This is a genomic window from Roseateles sp. FW305-36 (genome assembly GCF_058787015.1).
The window spans coordinates 283,948-300,933 of record NZ_JBYSZK010000006.1 but is presented as its reverse complement, the minus strand read 5'-3'; the positions used below and the strand labels follow the sequence as shown (position 1 = coordinate 300,933).

The 16,986-nt window shown below is 70.5% G+C and carries 13 protein-coding genes; 7 read left to right on the top strand and 6 right to left on the bottom strand.

Annotated elements, in window-relative coordinates; translation table 11 throughout:
• Window positions 1-142 precede the first annotated feature (142 nt).
• The 3 genes from AC3WOE_RS13865 to glnE are packed head-to-tail and all read right to left on the bottom strand — an operon-like array spanning window position 143 to window position 4,051.
• Entirely contained in the window at window positions 143-775 is a 633-nt protein-coding gene (locus tag AC3WOE_RS13865) for a hypothetical protein (protein WP_492691215.1), read from the bottom strand.
• A complete protein-coding gene (gene rrtA / locus AC3WOE_RS13860) occupies window positions 765-1,352 on the bottom strand; it encodes a rhombosortase (RefSeq protein WP_492691213.1) in 588 nt (195 codons plus the stop codon). The genes AC3WOE_RS13865 and rrtA overlap by 11 nt, the downstream gene beginning before the upstream one ends.
• On the bottom strand, window positions 1,331-4,051 hold the full coding sequence (glnE, locus tag AC3WOE_RS13855) for a bifunctional [glutamate--ammonia ligase]-adenylyl-L-tyrosine phosphorylase/[glutamate--ammonia-ligase] adenylyltransferase (protein WP_492691212.1): 2,721 nt from the start codon (window positions 4,049-4,051) through the stop codon (window positions 1,331-1,333). The genes rrtA and glnE overlap by 22 nt, the downstream gene beginning before the upstream one ends.
• 51 nt (window positions 4,052-4,102) lie before the next feature.
• Between glnE and AC3WOE_RS13850 the strand changes: the two genes are divergently transcribed.
• Complete coding sequence (locus AC3WOE_RS13850) at window positions 4,103-8,179, top strand: YhdP family protein (protein WP_492691210.1); 4,077 nt, start codon at window positions 4,103-4,105, stop codon at window positions 8,177-8,179.
• Here the strand turns inward: AC3WOE_RS13850 and AC3WOE_RS13845 are convergent.
• The 3 genes from AC3WOE_RS13845 to AC3WOE_RS13835 all read right to left on the bottom strand — a co-directional run bounded on the left by AC3WOE_RS13845 (window position 8,176) and on the right by AC3WOE_RS13835 (window position 10,646).
• Window positions 8,176-9,039, bottom strand: a complete 864-nt coding sequence (locus AC3WOE_RS13845) for a substrate-binding periplasmic protein (RefSeq protein WP_492691208.1) — start codon at window positions 9,037-9,039, stop codon at window positions 8,176-8,178. The genes AC3WOE_RS13850 and AC3WOE_RS13845 overlap by 4 nt on opposite strands.
• Window positions 9,040-9,100: 61 nt before the next feature.
• On the bottom strand, window positions 9,101-9,676 hold the full coding sequence (locus AC3WOE_RS13840; protein WP_492691207.1) for an alpha-ketoglutarate-dependent dioxygenase AlkB: 576 nt from the start codon (window positions 9,674-9,676) through the stop codon (window positions 9,101-9,103).
• Window positions 9,677-9,686: 10 nt separating this feature from the next.
• Window positions 9,687-10,646 carry a LysR family transcriptional regulator gene (locus AC3WOE_RS13835; RefSeq protein ID WP_492691205.1) on the bottom strand — a complete coding sequence of 320 codons (960 nt, stop codon included), beginning with the start codon at window positions 10,644-10,646 and terminating at the stop codon, window positions 9,687-9,689.
• Window positions 10,647-10,677: 31 nt separating this feature from the next.
• On the opposite strand from AC3WOE_RS13835, the gene AC3WOE_RS13830 reads away from it, so the two are divergent.
• The 6 genes from AC3WOE_RS13830 (at window position 10,678) to AC3WOE_RS13805 (ending at window position 16,976) form a co-directional block, all read left to right on the top strand.
• A complete protein-coding gene (locus AC3WOE_RS13830) occupies window positions 10,678-11,628 on the top strand; it encodes a quinone oxidoreductase family protein (protein ID WP_492691204.1) in 951 nt (316 codons plus the stop codon).
• Entirely contained in the window at window positions 11,625-12,062 is a 438-nt protein-coding gene (locus AC3WOE_RS13825) for a RidA family protein (protein ID WP_492691203.1), read from the top strand. The genes AC3WOE_RS13830 and AC3WOE_RS13825 overlap by 4 nt, the downstream gene beginning before the upstream one ends.
• The gene (locus AC3WOE_RS13820) at window positions 12,059-13,138 is read left to right on the top strand and encodes an aminotransferase class V-fold PLP-dependent enzyme (protein ID WP_492691202.1); all 1,080 of its coding nucleotides are present in this window, start codon (window positions 12,059-12,061) and stop codon (window positions 13,136-13,138) included. The genes AC3WOE_RS13825 and AC3WOE_RS13820 overlap by 4 nt, the downstream gene beginning before the upstream one ends.
• 76 nt (window positions 13,139-13,214) lie before the next feature.
• On the top strand, window positions 13,215-14,009 hold the full coding sequence (locus AC3WOE_RS13815; RefSeq protein ID WP_492691201.1) for a carbon-nitrogen hydrolase family protein: 795 nt from the start codon (window positions 13,215-13,217) through the stop codon (window positions 14,007-14,009).
• A gap of 115 nt (window positions 14,010-14,124) precedes the next feature.
• Window positions 14,125-15,798, top strand: coding sequence for a hypothetical protein (locus tag AC3WOE_RS13810; protein WP_492691200.1), 1,674 nt, complete (start codon window positions 14,125-14,127; stop codon window positions 15,796-15,798).
• Window positions 15,783-16,976 carry a hypothetical protein gene (locus AC3WOE_RS13805; RefSeq protein ID WP_492691199.1) on the top strand — a complete coding sequence of 398 codons (1,194 nt, stop codon included), beginning with the start codon at window positions 15,783-15,785 and terminating at the stop codon, window positions 16,974-16,976. The genes AC3WOE_RS13810 and AC3WOE_RS13805 overlap by 16 nt, the downstream gene beginning before the upstream one ends.
• The last annotated feature ends 10 nt before the right edge of the window (window positions 16,977-16,986 follow it).

Below are 16,986 nucleotides of genomic sequence, written 5' to 3'. Positions count from 1 at the left end.
AGTCGCAAAACACGGACCGGTGGCGGTCCGCCGCCCCTGAGAAGGCGTTGCCCAACGCGGGCGCGAGGCCGCTTTATACCTTATCCAGAATTTAACCTGCGGTTGATATTGGATTGGGTTCTAAAGTCGACCCTGCTGCGCCCTAGCGGTTGCGCACGCGCTTCTTGGCCGGCGGCTCGCTGCGCACATAGCGCGTCGCCGTCAGCGCGTCGGACACGGCGCTGGTCTTGTTGTCCACATAGCCCCAGCCGCGCATGGCGGTGCGCACCTCGGCGTCCGACGGGCTGGCACCTGGGCCCTTGGGGTGCACGACCCAGACCGTCTTGCAGATCATGTCGGCATGGAACTCGGCCATGCGCTCGATTTCGGACGGCTTGCTCAGCACGGCCACCAGCATGCGGGCCTCGCGCAGATTGGTGGTGATGCCGCCGGCCAGGGCCTCGGCCAGCGCCGGGTCCAGCGAACCGATGGTGGGGCCGATCAGCAGGGCTGGGTTCTCGGCGCTGACGCCGAGCTTGGCGGCCAGCGTGGGCGGCGGCGTCTGCAGCTTGGTCAGCCATTTGCCGGCTTCCTTCTCGCCCAGGGCCAAGGCAACCACCTCGTCGCCGATCTCGAAGCGCAGCTCCTCGCCTTCGACGCGCAGCTTCTGCAGCGCAGCGATCTCCCATTTGCGCTTGATGGGGCCGCGCAGCACGACGGTGGTCGATTCGAGCAGGGCGGTGACCTCTTCGGTCTCGGTGCCCACGCGGGCGGTGCAACTGGCTTCACGTCCCATGGGGCGTCCTCGGCGATCTGGATGTTGCCCGCATTGTCAGGCCCCAGGCGAGGGCGCCGGCAATGGTGCCCGTGAGATGGGCAAAGGGTGCGACAGGGAAGTCGAAGCCGGGCGTGTCGCGCAGCACCGGGCCCAGGGGGTGTTCTAGAGCCAGCTTGGCGATGAGTCCGACGACGAGGGTCGCGCCGATGTAGTGCTCGCGGCTGCGGCGCGTGAACAGCGTCAGCGCGGCGATGGCGGCGAGCGCATGCAGCTCGCCGGACAGGCCGGCGTAGTGCCGCAGCTCGGGGCGCAGCAGCAGGCCGATCTGGGTCAGCGGCAGGGCGATCAGCGCCGCGTGGGTTTCACCACGCCCGAGACCGGCGCGCCAGCCGAGCAGGGCCAGCACCGCGCAGCCGGCGAGGTTGGCGACCAGGTGAAGCGGTGTCCAGTGCACGAAGGCGGCCGTGATGGCGCGCCAGGGCTCGGACGCGACGAGGGCCGGTTGCCAGCTCAGCGCCTCACGCGGCAGCGGCCAGGCCAGCAGGGACAGCGTGGCCAGGACCGCGCAAAGGGTCAGCCAAAGACGGCTTGCCACAGCGCCAGGACAGCATCACGGTGAGGCTGCAGCGGCGCGGCAGCCTCGGCATCGAGGGCGGTCGACTGCTCGTTCAACCGGGCCTTGTGCTGCACGCGGCGCAGCTCGCGGTAGGCATTGGCGGCGTTCACGCCCACCTCGGCCGGCAGCAGCCCGGCGGACTCAGCCATGCGCAGCAGCGCGATATTGCCGAGGTCGTCCTGCAGCTGGGGGTGGGTGGCCGAATGCGCCAGCACCAGGAATTGCACGGCGAACTCGGCATCCATCATGCCGCCCTCGCTGTGCTTCACGTCGAAGAGGTCGTCCTTCACGGGACGAGCGGCACGCACCTTCTCGCGCATGGCCTGCACTTCGCGCTTGAGGGCCTCGGCGTCGCGTGGCGCCGTCAGCACCTGGCGGCGCACGCTCTCGCAGCGCTCGGCCAGGTCGGCGTTGCCGGCGCAGAAGCGCGCCCGCGTGATGGCCTGGTGTTCCCAGGTCCAGGCGGTATTGCTGCCGCGGCCTGTTTGATAGGCCTCGAAATGGGCCAGCGAGGTGACCAGCAGGCCCGAGTTGCCGTTGGGCCGCAGGGCCGTGTCGATGTCGAACAGCTCGCCGGCGGCGGTGCGCAGCGTCAGCCAGGTGATGAGGCGGCGCACGAAGGAGCCGTAGAGCTCGGCCGCGTTCTCGTCGTCGTCGTCGAAGACGAAGACCACGTCCAGGTCGCCGCCATAGCCCAGCTCCTTGCCGCCGAGCTTGCCGTAGGCGATGACGGCCAGGCGCGGCTCCGGCCTATGCGCCTTGCCGAAGCGCGCCCAGGCCCAGGTGATGGCGATCTGCAGCACCGCGTCGGCCAGCAGCGACAGGTCGTCGGCCACCTGCTCCACGGTGATGCGGCCCTCGACGTCGCGCACCAGGGTGCGGAAGACCTCGGCGTGGTGGGCGCGGCGCAGCGTGTCCAGCAGGGCCTCTTCGTCGGCCTCGCCGCTGCGCTGCCAGCCTTGCTCGCGCTCGAGCAGGTCGGCAATGAAGGCCTCGCGGTCGAAGCGGGCGGTCAGCAGCAGCGGATCGGCGAGCTCGTCGATGACGCCGGGGTGCTGCATCAGATAGCGCATCGGCCAGCGCGCCAGGCCCAGCAGTCGCAGCAGGCGCTGCTGCACGGCGGGGCGTTCGACCAGCAGGGCCAGATAGCTCTCGCGGCGCAGCAGGGGGCCGACCCAGTCGACAAAGCGCAGGGCCGCGTCCAGCGAGCATTCCTCGGCCGCCACGGCCTGCGCCGCGCGGTGGAAGAGCTTGGCCAGGCGTTGGCGCGATTCCTCGCGCAGACCCTGCACGCGCGGCGTGTCGGCCAGGGCGCGCACGGCGGTGGCCAGCTCGGGCGGCAGGCCGTTGAGGAAGTCTTCACCGTCGACGGCCGGCTTCGGGCCACCGCACTGGCCGCCCTTGCAGCCGCCCTGGGGCTTGCCGCCTTCATGCAGCAGCGAATCGAACTCGGTCGCGACCAGCTCGCGCACCTCGCCGAGCTGCTCGAACAGCTCGCAGGCTTCGCGGCTGCACTTCAGGCCGAGCGATGCGGCAATCCAGGCCAGGTCGGCGTCCCCCTGCGGCAGGCAATGGGTCTGCTGGTCGTCCAGGAACTGGATGCGGTGCTCGACGCGGCGCAGGAAGACATAGGCCTCGCTGAGCTTGGCCGCCGTCTCCGCTTTCATCAGCCCTCCGGCCGCCAGCTGGGCCAGGGCCTTGACGGTGGAGCGGGTGCGGATCTCGGGGAACTGTCCGCCGCGCACCACCTGCAGCAGCTGCACGATGAACTCGATCTCGCGGATGCCGCCGCGCGACAGCTTGACGTCGTTGGCCCGCTCGGGCCGGCCGGCCGCGCGGGCCTTGGCCTCGCTGCGGATCTTGCCGTGCAGCTGGCGCAGGCCCTCGAAGACGCCGTAGTCCAGATAGCGGCGATAGACGAAGGGCGTGACGAGGTTGCGCAGCTGCAGGGTGCGCGCATCGCTTGGGGCTCCCATGCCCGACAGCGGCGCGACGACGCGGCTCTTCAGCCAGGCAAAGCGTTCCCACTCGCGGCCCTGCACGAAGAAATATTCCTCCAGCATGCCCAGGCTGACCACCGGCGGGCCGCTCTTGCCATTGGGCCGCAGGGCCAGGTCGACGCGAAAGACCTGGCCGTCGTCGGTGACGTCGCCGATCAGTGCATAGAGCCGCTTGGCGACGCTGGAGAAATATTCATGCGCAGTGACAGGCCGTGAACCTTGCGTCTGGCCGTCATCTTCGTAAACGTAGATGAGGTCGATGTCCGACGAGACATTCAGCTCGCGCGCGCCGAGCTTGCCCATGCCCAGCACCCAGAAGGCGATGTCGCGGCCGTCGGCCGTGCGCGGTTCACCGTGGATTTCGTCCAGCTCGGCTCGCGCGGCGGCCAGGGCCTTGTCAAGCGTGACTTCGGCCAGATGCGTCATGGCCAGCGTGACATCTTCCACGCTGGCGCCTTGTTCGATGTCCAGCACCGCCAGCCGCTCCAGCACCAGGTGGCGGGCCACGCGCAGGGCGCTGGCCAGCGACCGGTCCGCGGCCAAGGTGTCGATCAACGCCGCGATGACGGCCCGGTCGGGCAGACCCGGTTGCAACTGCGTCAGCTCGCCCGCATAACGGCGGCGAACCCGTTGCACATAGCGGCTGTGCTCGGCAGATGCGGGAAACGTTTGGCTCATGACCCTGTGCTAGATTGACCGCCGGCCGACATTTCGCGTGCCCAAGACACCGTGTCTGACTTCTTCTCGGCCGCCCTCCACCGCTGCAATCGCGCCTCGCGCTGGCCTCTGCGCCTGTGCTGGCACAGCCTGCGCTGGGCGCTGCTGATCCTCGCCCTGCTGTGGGCTTTGGGGGTGACGGCTTGGGGCTTGTTGCACTGGGCCATTCTCCCGCACGCCAATGACTGGCGCCCCTGGCTGGAAAAGGAAGCCTCAAAGGCTTTGGGGGTAGAACTGCGCATCGGCCGCATCACGGTCCAATCCGGTGGCTGGATGCCGCGCATGGAGCTGGGCGACGTGCAGGTGCTGGACGCCGCCGGCCGCCCGGCCCTGCACCTGCCGCGCGTGGCGGCGGTGCTGTCGGCCCAGTCCCTGCTGGCGCTGGAGCCGCGTTTCTCGCAGCTGCTGGTCGACACCCCCGAACTCACCATCCGCCGCGACGCCCAGGGCCGCATCTTCATCGCCGGTCTGGGCCTGGACGAGGCCGAGAAGACCGACGCCGGCACCACCGAGGCCGGCATGGACTGGCTGTTCAGCCAGCCCGAACTCGCCATCGTCAACGGCCGCGTGCGCTGGATCGACGAGAAGCGCGCCGACGCCAAGCCGCTGGAGCTGTCCGAGCTGAACTTCGTCATGCGCAACGGTCTGCGCCGCCACGCGCTGCGCCTGGACGCGACGCCGCCCGCCGACTGGGGCCGGCGCTTCACGCTGCGCGGCCAGTTCACGCAAAGCCTGCTGAAGCGCCCCGGCGAGTTCCAGCACTGGAGCGGCCAGGCCTACGCCGAGCTGCCGCGCGCCGACCTGAGCCAGCTGAAGCGCCATGTCGACCTGCCCTTCCAGCTCAGCGAGGGTGACGGCGCCGTGCGCGCCTGGGCCGACATCAAGGACGGCAGCCCCATGGCTGCCACGCTGGACCTGGCCCTGCGCTCGGTGCGCCTCAAGCTGTTCGAGTCCGCCCCCGAGCTGGACCTGGACCACATCGAAGGCCGGCTGGACCTGGCCCGCGCCAAGGACCGCTTGAGCCTGCAGGCCAGGCAACTGGGCTTTGTCAGCCGGGACAGCGACGGCAGCGTCGTGGCCTGGCCGCGCTCGGACTGGGGCGTCAGCCTGCAGCTCGGCAAGGCCGATGAAGTGCTGGGCGGCGAGGTCAATGCCCAGCGCCTGGACTTCGCGCTGATGGCCCAGATCGCTCAGCGCCTGCCCCTGGGCGAGCGCGCCCACAAGCTGCTGACCGAGCTGGAGCCGCGCGGCGTGCTGACGGCCCTCAGCGGCCATTGGCAGGGTGCCCTGGACGCGCCGCGCAGCTACCGCGTCAAGGCCCAGATCGACGGCTTAGGCCTTGCCGCCAAGCCTTCCGAGCAGGAGGGTCATATCGGCCGGCCCGGCCTGCGCGGCGCCAGCCTGGAGCTGGATGCCAGCGAGCGCGGCGGCTCGGCCCGGCTGGCGGTGCACGACGGCGAGGTCGAGCTGCCGGGCCTGTTCGAGGATTCCCGCCTGCCCATCACGCGCCTGTCCACGCAGATGCTGTGGCAGCTGCCTCAGCCAGGCGGCAAGACGCCTGGCGATGTCGAGCTCAAGCTGCGCGAGCTGCAACTGCAGACGCCCGATCTGAACGGCGAGTTCGACGTGACCTGGCGGCGCCCGGCCGGCGCCACCACGCCGGGCTACCTGGACCTGAGCGGTCGCGCCCCGCGCGTGGAGGCAACGCGTGTGGCCCGCTACATCCCGGAGCGCCTGCCCGCCACGCGCAGCTATGTGTCGCGCGCCATCCTCGGCGGCGAGGCCCGCAACGTCAGCGTTCGCATCAAGGGCGAACTGGCCGATTTCCCCTTCGACGCGCCCAGGTCCCCCGGCATCTTCCGCGTCGCCACGCAGGCCCAGGGCGTGACGCTGGCCTATGTGCCGCCCAGCGACAACGGCACCAACTGGCCGGCCTTCGAGAGTGTCGATGCCGAGCTCGTCTTCGAGCGCGCCGGCATGTTCATCAAGGACGGCCGCGCCAAGGTGCTGGGCTATGAGCTCAGCGACGTCAACGGTGGCATCAAGGACCTGCATCACGGCCGCCTGCTGCAGCTTGACGGCACGGGCAAGGGCGCCGGTGCCGACCTGCTGCGCTTCGTGCGGGCCTCGCCGCTGGATGAATGGCTGGGCCATGCGCTGACCACCACGACGGCCCAGGGCCCTGTCGGCCTCAAGCTCGGCATCGCCATCCCGCTCGACGACGTGGCCCAGACCACGCTCAGGGGCCAGCTCCAGCCAACGGGTGTCGACATCAAGCTGCGGCCCGAGCTGCCGCCGCTGGGCGGCGTGCGCGGCCGCATCGACTTCGATCGCAAGGGCCTGCAGCTGGTCGGCGTGACGGCCCGGCTGCTCGGCGGCGACACCGGCATCGAAGGCGGCACCCAGCGCGACGGCGGCATGCGTTTCGCCGTGCAGGGCCAGGCCACTGCCGAAGGCCTGCGCCGCGCCACCGAGCTGGGCGCCGTCACCCGCCTGGCCCAGGCGGCCAGCGGCCAGGCGGCCTACCGTTTCCAGCTCGCCATTCCCAAGGACGGCCAGAGCGAACTCAGCGTGTCCAGCAATCTGCAGGGCCTGGCCCTGGACCTGCCGGCGCCGGGGCACAAGGAGGCCGACGCGGTGCTGCCGCTGCGTCTGCTGATGTCGCCCACCGCGGCCGGTCGCGACGAACTGCGCCTGGAAGTGGGCGCCCCCGCCGCACCGCTGCTGCAGGCCCAGCTGCAACGCGACATCTCCGGCGTCAGCTCCCAGGTGCTGCGCGGTGCGCTGGCCGTGCAGGACAAGCTGCCCGCCCTGCCCGCCAGCGGCGTGCTGCTGCAGGTCAATGTCGCGGCTCTCGACCTGGACGCCTGGCAGCAGCGCCTGGGCGGCCTGGCGGGTGGTGGCAACGGCAACGGTGCCGGCGATGCCGACGATGCCGGCCTGCTGCCCAGCCAGATCGCGCTGCGCAGCCAGGCGCTCAAGGTCGGTGGCCGCCAGCTCGGGCGCGCGTCGGCCCTGGTCGCCCGCGACGGCAGCAATTGGCGCATCAATGTCGATGCCGAGCAGATCGCCGGCCGCATCGAGTTGAAGGGCGTCAAGGGCGGCCAGATCGACGCCGTGCAGGCGCGGCTGGCGCGGCTGTCGCTGCCCCGCCAGGAAGCCGATTCGGTCAGCGAACTAATCGACCCGGGCAAGGCCGACGCGAACAGCAGCCCGCTGCCGTCGCTGGACATCGAAGTCGACGACTTCGAGCTGCGCGGCAAGCGCCTCGGCCGCCTCGAAGTGATGGCGCACGCCCCGGCCGTTGCGCGCGACTGGAAGCTGGAGAAGCTGCAGATCCAGTCGCCCGAGGCGACGCTGCACGCCAGCGGCCTGTGGGCGGCAATCAAGGGCGGCGAGCCCGGCGCCAAGCGCCGCACCCAGCTCGACTGGAAGCTCGACATCGCCGACGCCGGCAAGCTGCTGGAGCGTCTCGGCCAGGGCCAGAAGGACTCGCCCGTGTTGCGCGGTGGCAAGGGCGTGCTGGCCGGCCAGGTCGGCTGGGACGGCTCGCCGCTGGCGCCGCATTACGCCAGCATGGCCGGCGCCCTGAATGTGCAGCTCGACACCGGCACCTTCCTGAAGGCCGAGCCCGGCGTCGGGCGCTTGCTGGGCGTGCTCAGCCTGCAGTCCCTGCCGCGCCGCTTCCTGCTCGACTTCCGCGACGTCTTCGCCGAGGGCTTCACCTTCGACGGCGTGACCGGCGACGTGAAGATCGCCGCCGGCGTGGCCCGCAGCGACAACATCCGCATCCGTGGCCTGCAGGCCTCGGTGCTGGTGGACGGCAGCACCGACCTGGCGGCCGAGACGCAGAAGCTGCGCGTCGTCGTCGTGCCCGAGGTGTCGGCCGGCGGCGCGTCGCTGGCCTATGCCGCCATCAACCCGGCCATTGCGCTGGGCGCCTTCCTGGCCCAGCTCATCCTGAGCCGCCCGGTGGCCGCGGCCAATACGCGCGAGTTCCACATCACGGGCACCTGGGACGATCCCAAGGTCGAGAAGGTCGAGGCCTTGCCTGGCAAGCCGGCGGCCAGCGCAGCGAGCGCGCCTTAGTCCTTGTGCGCAGGGGCAGGGGGCTCGCCTTCCAGCGGGCGCAGCTGCAGCCTCAGCCCCGTGTAGCCGCGGAACTGGCCCAGCGCGGTCTTCAGTCCGGGCTCGGCCACGAAGAGGGCGTCGAAGCTGCCGTCGGCGGCGGCCAGCGTCAGGCCGCGCAGCAGTCTTTCGGCCAGCTGGGGCTTGTCCGGCGCGACGAAGAAATACAGCGGCTGCTTGTACTGCAGGGCCAGGCCCGGCAGCTCGGCGAAGCCCTGGCCGGCATAGCGTTGCAGCTCGTCGTCGATCTCCTCGCGGGTGCGCGGGATGAAGTCGAAGCGGCCGGCCTTCAGCATGCGGAACAGCAGGTCGGACTTGGTGGCCGTCTCGACGGCGAAGCCATTGGCCTTCAGGATCTGGGCATCGCTCCAGTAGGTGCCCGCGCCGGCCTTCAGCTTGCGCACCTGCTCCAGCGTGCGCAGCGGGCGCAGCGCAGGCAGGTCGGCGGCCCGCACGAGCAGGAAGCGCAGCTCGTTGATGCCCTTGAGCAGGTTGAAGCGCACCGCCAGCGCCTGGGCCTCGCGCTCGGGCGTGGTGGTGCTCCACATCAGGTCGAGGTGGCCGTCCTGCAGCATCTGGCGCATGCGCGGGCGCGGCAGGTCCGGCGCCGCATGGACCAGGGCGGGCAGGGGCTCGCCGTCGGCCGTCTTGCTCAGGGCCAGCTTCAGCGCCTCGATGAAGAAATTGCCATGCGCGCTGTAGGCGTTGGGATCGGGCAGGCGCAGCGTCTGCAGCGTGCCGGCGCCGCGGGCCGACGGCAGTGCGGCGGCAAGGGGCAGGGCGAGCAACTGGCGTCGCCGCAGGCGGGAGGAAATGGCCATGGCGATGCGATTCTGATGCCGCTGCCCGCCCGGCGTCTGACGCAGCTTCAGGGGCCGTGACTTATCGCCGCGCCGTCCGGAAGGTGAGGGACCAGCGCAGCGCATCCACCGGCGCCACGCTGTGCTGCCAGCCCCAGCGTGCTTCGCCCTGCAGGGCATAGATGGAGCGCGGCTCGACGTTCAGCTTGACGATGTCCGCGCGCTTCGGGCTTTCGGGCGGATAGCGCCTGAAGCGCAGCAAGGCCTCGCTGCCGAGCGACACGCCGAACACGTCCTCGAAGTCCGGCACGTCGCGATGCCAGCCCAGCGGCGTGCCGGGCGAGTAGTCGGCGACGAGGACGTGGACCAGGGCCTGGGCGTCGATGCCGGCCCAGCGCGCGACGCGTTCGCGCAGCGGGTGCAATGCATCGATCAGTGGCGCGGAAGGTCGCAGCTCATTGCTGTCGTAGTCGAACTGGCCGCCATAGCTGACGACGCGGCGGCGTGCGGTGTAGCCCTTGTACTTCGCCTCGTGCAGCGGGAGTTGCTTGACGAGGGCGATCAGCGCGGCCTCCTCGTCGGGCGACAGCCAGCCCGCTTCGTAGCGCAGGCCAGCCGGCAGGGCGGGTGGCAGGTCGTCGAACAGGCCGGACTGCATCGAACTCAGCTCAGGCCGGCTCCCAGGCTTTCAAGTCGGCATCCGTCTGTGCAGCCTCTTCGCGCAACCAGGCCGCGAAGCGCTTCACGACGGGCAGGGCGGCGGCGTCCTCGCGAATGACGAGGAGGTTGGCGCGTGGCGAGGGCAGCAGCAGCGGATGGGCCTGCACCAGCGTGCCGGCGTGCAGCCGCGGCAGTGCGAGGGACAGGCGGGTGACGGCCACGCCCAGGCCTTCCTCGGCGGCATCCAGCGTCACGCTGGCGTCGTTGAAGGCCGGCCCCTCGGGCGCCGTCGTCGTGCCGGCCGCGGCCAGCCACAGCGGCGCGTCGCCGGTCACATGGCTGAGCAGTCGGGCAGCCGGCCAGCGGGTGGCGTCGCGGCCCAGCTTCCTGGCCAGGCTTGGTGCGGCGACGGTCAGCAGGCGGTCGCCGAACAGGATCTCGCCGCCGTCCTCGGGCCGACCATGGCGCAGCGCCACCAGGGCCACGCGCGGCGGCGGGCGCACCAGGGCGTAGTCGGTCTGCACGATGAGGCGGACGGTGGGGGCTGCGGCGATGAAGCGCTCCAGCCGCGGCAGCAGCCAGGCGCGGGCCAGCGATCCGAGGGTGGCGATCTGCAGCGTCGGGTGCGCGTCTTCCGCCTCGGGGTAGACAGCTTCGTGCAGGGCCGCCAGCGGGCCACCGAGCCGGGCCAGCAGGTCGCGGCCCTCGGCCGTCAGCCGCATCTGGTTGCCGACGCGCTCGAACAGGGTCTGGCCGCACCAGTCCTCCAGCTGGCGCACCTGGCGGCTGATGGCGCCCGGCGTCAGGTGCAGCTCGGCGGCGGCACGGCTGAAGTTGCCCAGGCGGGCGGCGGCCTCGAAGGCTTGCAGGGAGAACAGGGGTGGCAGGCGCTCGCGCATGGTGTTGAGAAATCGGCACAGCCGGTGTGCAAAGACCTCGCTGGCGCGGCGCGCACCGGAGGCGGACATTGGCGCGACGTTAACGCCGGAGGTCCAAGCCATGTCCACGCAAGCCATCGTCGTCCACCAGTTCGGCGGCCCCGAGGTGCTGGAGCTGCAATCCCTGCCCACGCCGCAGGCCGCGCCCGGCCAGGCGGTGGTGCGCATCGCCCATGCCGGCATCAATTTCGTCGACCTCTACCAGCGCGAGGGCCGCTATCCCGGCATCGCGCTGCCCTGGCGGCTGGGCCTGGAGGGCGCGGGCGAGATCGTCGAAGTCGCGTCCGGTTCGGAGTTGCAGGTCGGCGACCGCGTTGCCTTCACGACGGGCGTGCAGGGCGGCTACGCCAGCCATCTGGCCGTGCCGCTGGAACACCTGGTACGCGTGCCCGACGCGCTACCCCTGCGCGACGCCGCCGCCGCGCTGGAGCATGGCATGACGGCGGCCATGCTGCTGGACGATGTCGCGCGCCTGCCGGCCGGCGCGCCGGCGCTGGTGCATGCGGCGGCGGGTGGTGTCGGCGGCTGGCTGGTGCAGTGGCTGATCGCCCGCGGCCATCCGGTCTTCGGCACCGTGTCCAGTGCGGAGAAGGCCGACTGGCTGCACAGCCTGGGCGCGACGCCGCTGCTGGCGGACAGTGACTGGGCGTCGGCCGCGCGCGGCGCCGCCGTCGTCTTCGACTCGGTGGGCCGTACGACCTTTGCCGGCAGCCTGGACACGCTGCGCATGGGCGGCCATCTCATCCTCTTCGGCGCGGCCAGCGGCCAGCCCGATCCTGTCGACGTGCTGGCCCTGATGAAGAAGAGCCTGACGCTGACACGGCCCGTGTTGCCCCACTTCCTGCCCGACGCGGCCAAGCGTCGCGCGCGGGCGGCAACGGTGTTCGATGCCGTGCTGAGCGGTGCCGTTCAGTTGCGCATCCATGCCGAATTCCCCCTGGCCGAAGCCGGCCGGGCCCATCAACTGCTCGCGTCGCGTGCGACCCAGGGCAAGCTGCTTCTCAAGCCATGAACCTCCAACAACGACTGGCCGAACTGGGCCACACCCTGCCCGAACTGGCCGCGCCGGCGGCCAACTATCTGCATTGCCGCGAAGGGCGCGGCCTGCTCGTCATCGCGGGTCAGATCGGCACGCCGGGCTTGGGCGCCCTCGATGCGCAAGCCGGGCGTGCCGAAGCCGAGATCGCGGCGCTGAAAGTGCTGGCGGTGCTGGACGCGGCCGTCGGCGGCGATCTGAGCCGCGTGCGGCAGGTGCTGCGCCTGGGCATCTTTGTCGCAGCGGCGCCCGGCTTCACCCAGCACAGCGCGGTGGCCGACGGCGCGTCCGACCTCGTCGTCGCTGCCTTGGGTGAGCAGGGTCGGCATGCCCGCGCGGCCGTCGGCGTGGCCAGCCTGCCGGCGGGCGCGGCGGTGGAGGTCGAAGCCCTGGTGGAGCTGGTGTCGTGACGGAGCGCCTGCTGCTCAACCACGCAGGCGCGTCGACCCTGTCAGCAGCGGCGCTGGCGGCCTTGCAGCAGCATCTGGCGCTGGAGGTGAGCCGCGGGCCGATGGAGGCGGGTGAGATGGTGGCGCCACGGCTGCAGCGCCTGCGCGAGGACGCCGCGCGGCTGCTCAACGCCGGCACCGACGAAGTGGCCTTTCACGGCAGCGGTTCGGCGGCCTTCGGTGCGGCGTGGTCGGCCTTCATTCACGCGAGGCCACTCCGCACCGGCGACCGCATCCTCGTCGGCCGCCAGGAATGGGGCGGCAATCTCGCCACCTACCAGCGCAGCGGTGCGACGGTGGAGGTGCTGCCTTGTCGCGCCGATGGCAGCATCGACGCCGAAGCCGCCGCGGCCATGCTCGACGAACGCGTGCGCTGGGTCTCGCTGACCTGGCTGCCCGCCAACGGGGGCCTCATCAACGACGCGGCGGCCCTGGGTCGTGTGGCGCGCGCCGCCGGCGTGCCCTATTTCATCGATGCCGGCCAGGCCGTGGGTCAGTTGCCGGTGGATGTGCAGGCCTTGGGTTGCGATGTGCTGAAGAGCGCCGGCCGCAAGCATCTGCGCGGGCCGCGCGGCACGGCCCTGCTCTATGTGCGCAAGAGCTTCCAGGACAGCCTGGAGCCGCCCTGGGTGGACGTCTCGGGCGCCCGTTTCGAGACGGCCGAGCAGCCGGTGGCGCTGCGGCTGGCCCTGCAGGTGGCCATCGCCGAGGCGCTGGAGATCGGCATCGACACCATCGCGACTCATGTGCAGGGCCTGGCCGTGCTGCTGCGCAACCGCCTGGCCGAGCTGCCCCATGTGCGCCTGCACGACCTCGGCAGCGGTACCCGCTCCGGCCTGGTCAGCTTCACTGTCGAAGGCGAAGCCGCGCCGGCGACCCGTGCCCGGTTGGCCGGCCAAGGCATCCATGTCGGCGCCAACGGCCTGCCCTACACACCGCTGGACATGCAGGCCCGAGGGCTGGACGGCATCGTCCGCGCCTCGTTTTCCTGGCTTAACAACCCAGCGGACGTCGAACGGCTAGCATCGGCCGTATGAAAGCCCCCACGCTCATTTCATTCGCTGCCCCCCGAGGGGGCGCGTCAGCGCCTACGGGCGGCCGGGCGGCGCTGCCATGAAGATCGCAGCTGTCCAGATGGTCTCCGGCCCCGACGTGGCCGCCAACCTCGCGGCCGCGCGCCGCCTGCTGGAGGACGCCGCCCGGCGCGGCGCCCAGCTGGCGGCCCTGCCCGAGTATTTCTGCCTGATGGGCATGCACGACAGCGACAAGCTGTCGCTCGCCGAGACCGAAGGCGAGGGCCCCATCCAGGCCATGCTGGCGAGTGCCGCGCGCGACCTGGGCCTGTGGATCATCGGCGGCACCCTGCCCATCAAATCGACGACGGCCGAGCGCGTGCGCAACTCGACGCTGGTGTTCTCGCCCGATGGCGAGCGCGTGGCCCGCTACGACAAGATCCACCTTTTCGCCTTCGACAACGGCCGCGAGAGCTATGACGAGGGCCGCGTGCTGGAACCCGGCAGCCAGCCGACCCGCTTCGAGGCTGGCGACATCAACGTCGGCCTGTCGGTCTGCTACGACCTGCGCTTCCCCGAGCTCTACCGCGGCTATGCCGGTGTCGACCTGCTGGCCGTGCCGGCCGCCTTCACCTACACGACCGGCCAGGCCCATTGGGAGCTGCTGTTGCGCGCGCGTGCGGTCGAGAACCAATGCTATGTCGTGGCCCCGGCCCAGGGCGGGCAGCACGAGAACGGCCGCCGCACCTGGGGTCACAGCATGATCATCGACCCCTGGGGCCAGGTGCTCAGCGTGCTGGCCGAAGGCGAGGGCGTCGTCACGGCCGACGTCGACCCCGCGCGCCTGACCCAGGTGCGCCAGCAACTGCCGGCCCTGGCGCATCGCAAGCTGTGAACGCGGACTTTCCCAAAGGGGTGGTGCCATGACTTTGACGGGCCCTAGGCAATCCTGAGGATGCCGCCCCGGGGATGACGCCCAAGAATCGCCTGCCGAGCGATTGGAGGGCGATATGAAATCCACATCAGACCATCGTGGCCAGGTCCTGACGAGCACCGTTGCGCTGTCGATGCTGCTGGCCGGTTGCGCCGGGAACCCCACTGTCAGCTGGCAGGCGCGGAGTGAATCGAGCGGTCAGCTCGACAGCATGGCGACGGCACGTGCCGATGCGGAGTCCTTGAAGCGGGCGTTGGATGACAAAGCCACGACGTTCGTCGGCACCAAGGTCGCGTTGAACGACGCCCTCTTGGGCCTGGGCGTGTTGAGCATCGGCCTTGGCGTGGGCAAGGCGCATCGCGACGCCTATGTCGGGGCAGCGGGCCTGGCCGGCACGGCCTATCTCTTCGGCACCCAGGACCTGCAGGACCCGACCCTGCAGGCTTACCAGAGTGGCATCGGGGCGGTCAACTGCGCAGTGGCTGCGGTGCGGCCCTTGCAGGTCACTGACAAGCAGATCGCGGAGGTCAAAGAGAAGGCACAGGCGTTGCAGGAGGTCTTGCCCGACCTGGCCAGGAAGCAGGCTGCGGCCGAAGCCAGCGTGGCGGCCGCGCTGCTGCCCACCGCAGCCGCGACGGTGGCGCAGCAGCAGCTCGCCGACGCGCGCGCCACTTATGCCAAGGCCGTCGGGGCCAATGCCGACGCCGCCACGCTGGAGCCGACGGTGACGCGTGCGGCAGGCGGCCTCAAGGGCTTGCTTGCCGAGATCCATGCCAGCGTCAACAAGCTGGTTAGCAAATCCGTCGTCGATCCGGCCTCTATCCCGGCCTCCCTGAGCTCGCTCGCCAAGGTGGTGTCCGGTTTTGCGCCGGGCCTCGGCGTGGATACCTTCATCTCGCAGCGGCTGGCGGCGGCCAATCTGGCACCCAAGCCTTCTGATGGCGGCTCGCAAAGCGGTCAAGGCGGCATGAAGATCAGCAGTGCCCCATCGGGCCAGGCTGAGGCTTTCGCGACTCTGGCGGCCTTGGCCGAGTCCCGTCAACAGGTAGCCAACCTGGCCGACCCGTTGGCCGCGCAGTTGGCCCTGTACAAGAACCAGGATGAGACTGCCGCATTGAAGAGCTGCGGCGTGTCCGATGCCGCATCCGTGCTGAGCGTCGATCGCCCGGACCTGGCTTTTGCGGCTGGCAGCGACGTCGATCAGTCCAAAGCCATTGCCGTGTCCGGCGGTACCAAGCCCTATTCGGCGCGCTTCCGCGACTCGCCGACGCGCGGCGTCGAGGCCGTCAATCCGCTGCCCGGTGACCGCAGCATCGACGTGCGCGTTCCCAAGGGCACGCCCGCCGGCCTTGAGTTGGGGCTGATGGTGACCGATGCATCCAGCCCTCCGCAAATCAAGCTGGTGCTGGTGCGCACCGTGGCCGCGACGGTCGTCGCGCCCCCGCCATCCGCCGACGCGGTCGGTGACGAGCTGCAGAAGGCCCAGACGGCCAAGGACGCCATGCCGATGAAGGCCGGCGACACCAAGGCCAATCGCTATGTCATCGACAAGGTCGTGGCCGACCAGGGCAACTACCTGCTGAGCCTGAGGTGCACCCAGGGCAGCGCCAAGGCCACGGACACGGCGGACGCCGTGGCGGCGCGAGTGGTGGACTGGCTGGGCAACGAGCGCAAGCTCGTCCCCAAGCCGGGCCCCGAGCTGAAGGCCAAGCTCAAGCTCGACGGCGGCGCACCATGCCTGAAGGGCTGAGCCGCGCCTCGCGGCGGCTGGAGCGCCACGCTGCCACGCCCGACGAGGCCGTCTGGAGCGCGGCGCGGCAGCGATGGCAAGCGCTGAGCTTCGGCCGCCAGCTGCAGCTGGCTCAGGTTCTGGCTGCATCACGTCGCGACGAGTTCGTGCCGCGGTATCGGCAGCTGGTGCAGATCGGTGCTGGCCTGAGGCGGCGGCGCGATGCGAAGGCGCAGGAGTTTCTTCATCGCGAGGTGTGCCTGATCTTCATCGTCCGTCGCAAGCTGGGCTCGGTGAGGCTGAGCGCGTCGCAGCGGCTGCCGCGGGAGCTTTTGACGCCGGCCTGGGTAGAAGGCCGAGATCAGCTCGTGGCCGTCCCCTGCGATGTGCAGCCGCAGGAGCGCGTGCTGGGCGGCCGGGCACAACTGGCCAGCGCGGTGGCCACCGACGATGGCGCAGGCAACAGGGACAACGGCAGCCTCGCTTGCGCGGTACGTGCGGGCGGGCGCACTTATGCCCTGTCGGCCATCCACGTGCTCAGCCCCCAACCGCTGGACGGCGGCCCTTTGCGGGCGCCGGTGGAGGTGCGGCGCTTTACGGCAGACGGCTCGGCTGTCGAGCCCAATAGCTGCGCCAGCAGCAAGGCCTTTGGCGGGCGTCTGGCGCGCTTCCCGGTGCGCAGTTTCGACGCGCAGCTGGCCGAGGTCGTTGATGGCGCTCGGTTGAAGGCTGCCTTGGCTGGCCTGATGCTGTCGGCCCAACATCCCTGGGTGACCAGCCTTGCCGACCTGGGCGACCGACTTGCAGACGGGCGTCTGCTGGAGCTGCTGGTGCCGGCCAACCACCCGGCCCGTGGCGCCAGTGGTGCCCTGTCGCTGTCGGCTTCGCTGGACATGAGCGATGAAGACCATTTGCTCGACTACGGCTTCGCCGACGGCGACGGTCAGGTACTGCAGCAGGCGCTGAAGCTTCAGCTGCGTTTCGGCGAGCAGACGCTGCCTGGCGACAGCGGCTGCCCTGTCATCGTGCGCAACGATGACGGCGAGGCGCCCAGTTTCGTGGGCATGCACATCGCCGGCAACGACGCCCAGCGGCTGTCCTTCGTGATCCCGGCCTGGCGGCTGTTCGACGTCGACAGCTACCTCGGCGTCAACGGCAATCTGCCGGATGGCAAGTTGAGGCTGCTGAACCAGGTCTGACCATCGACGC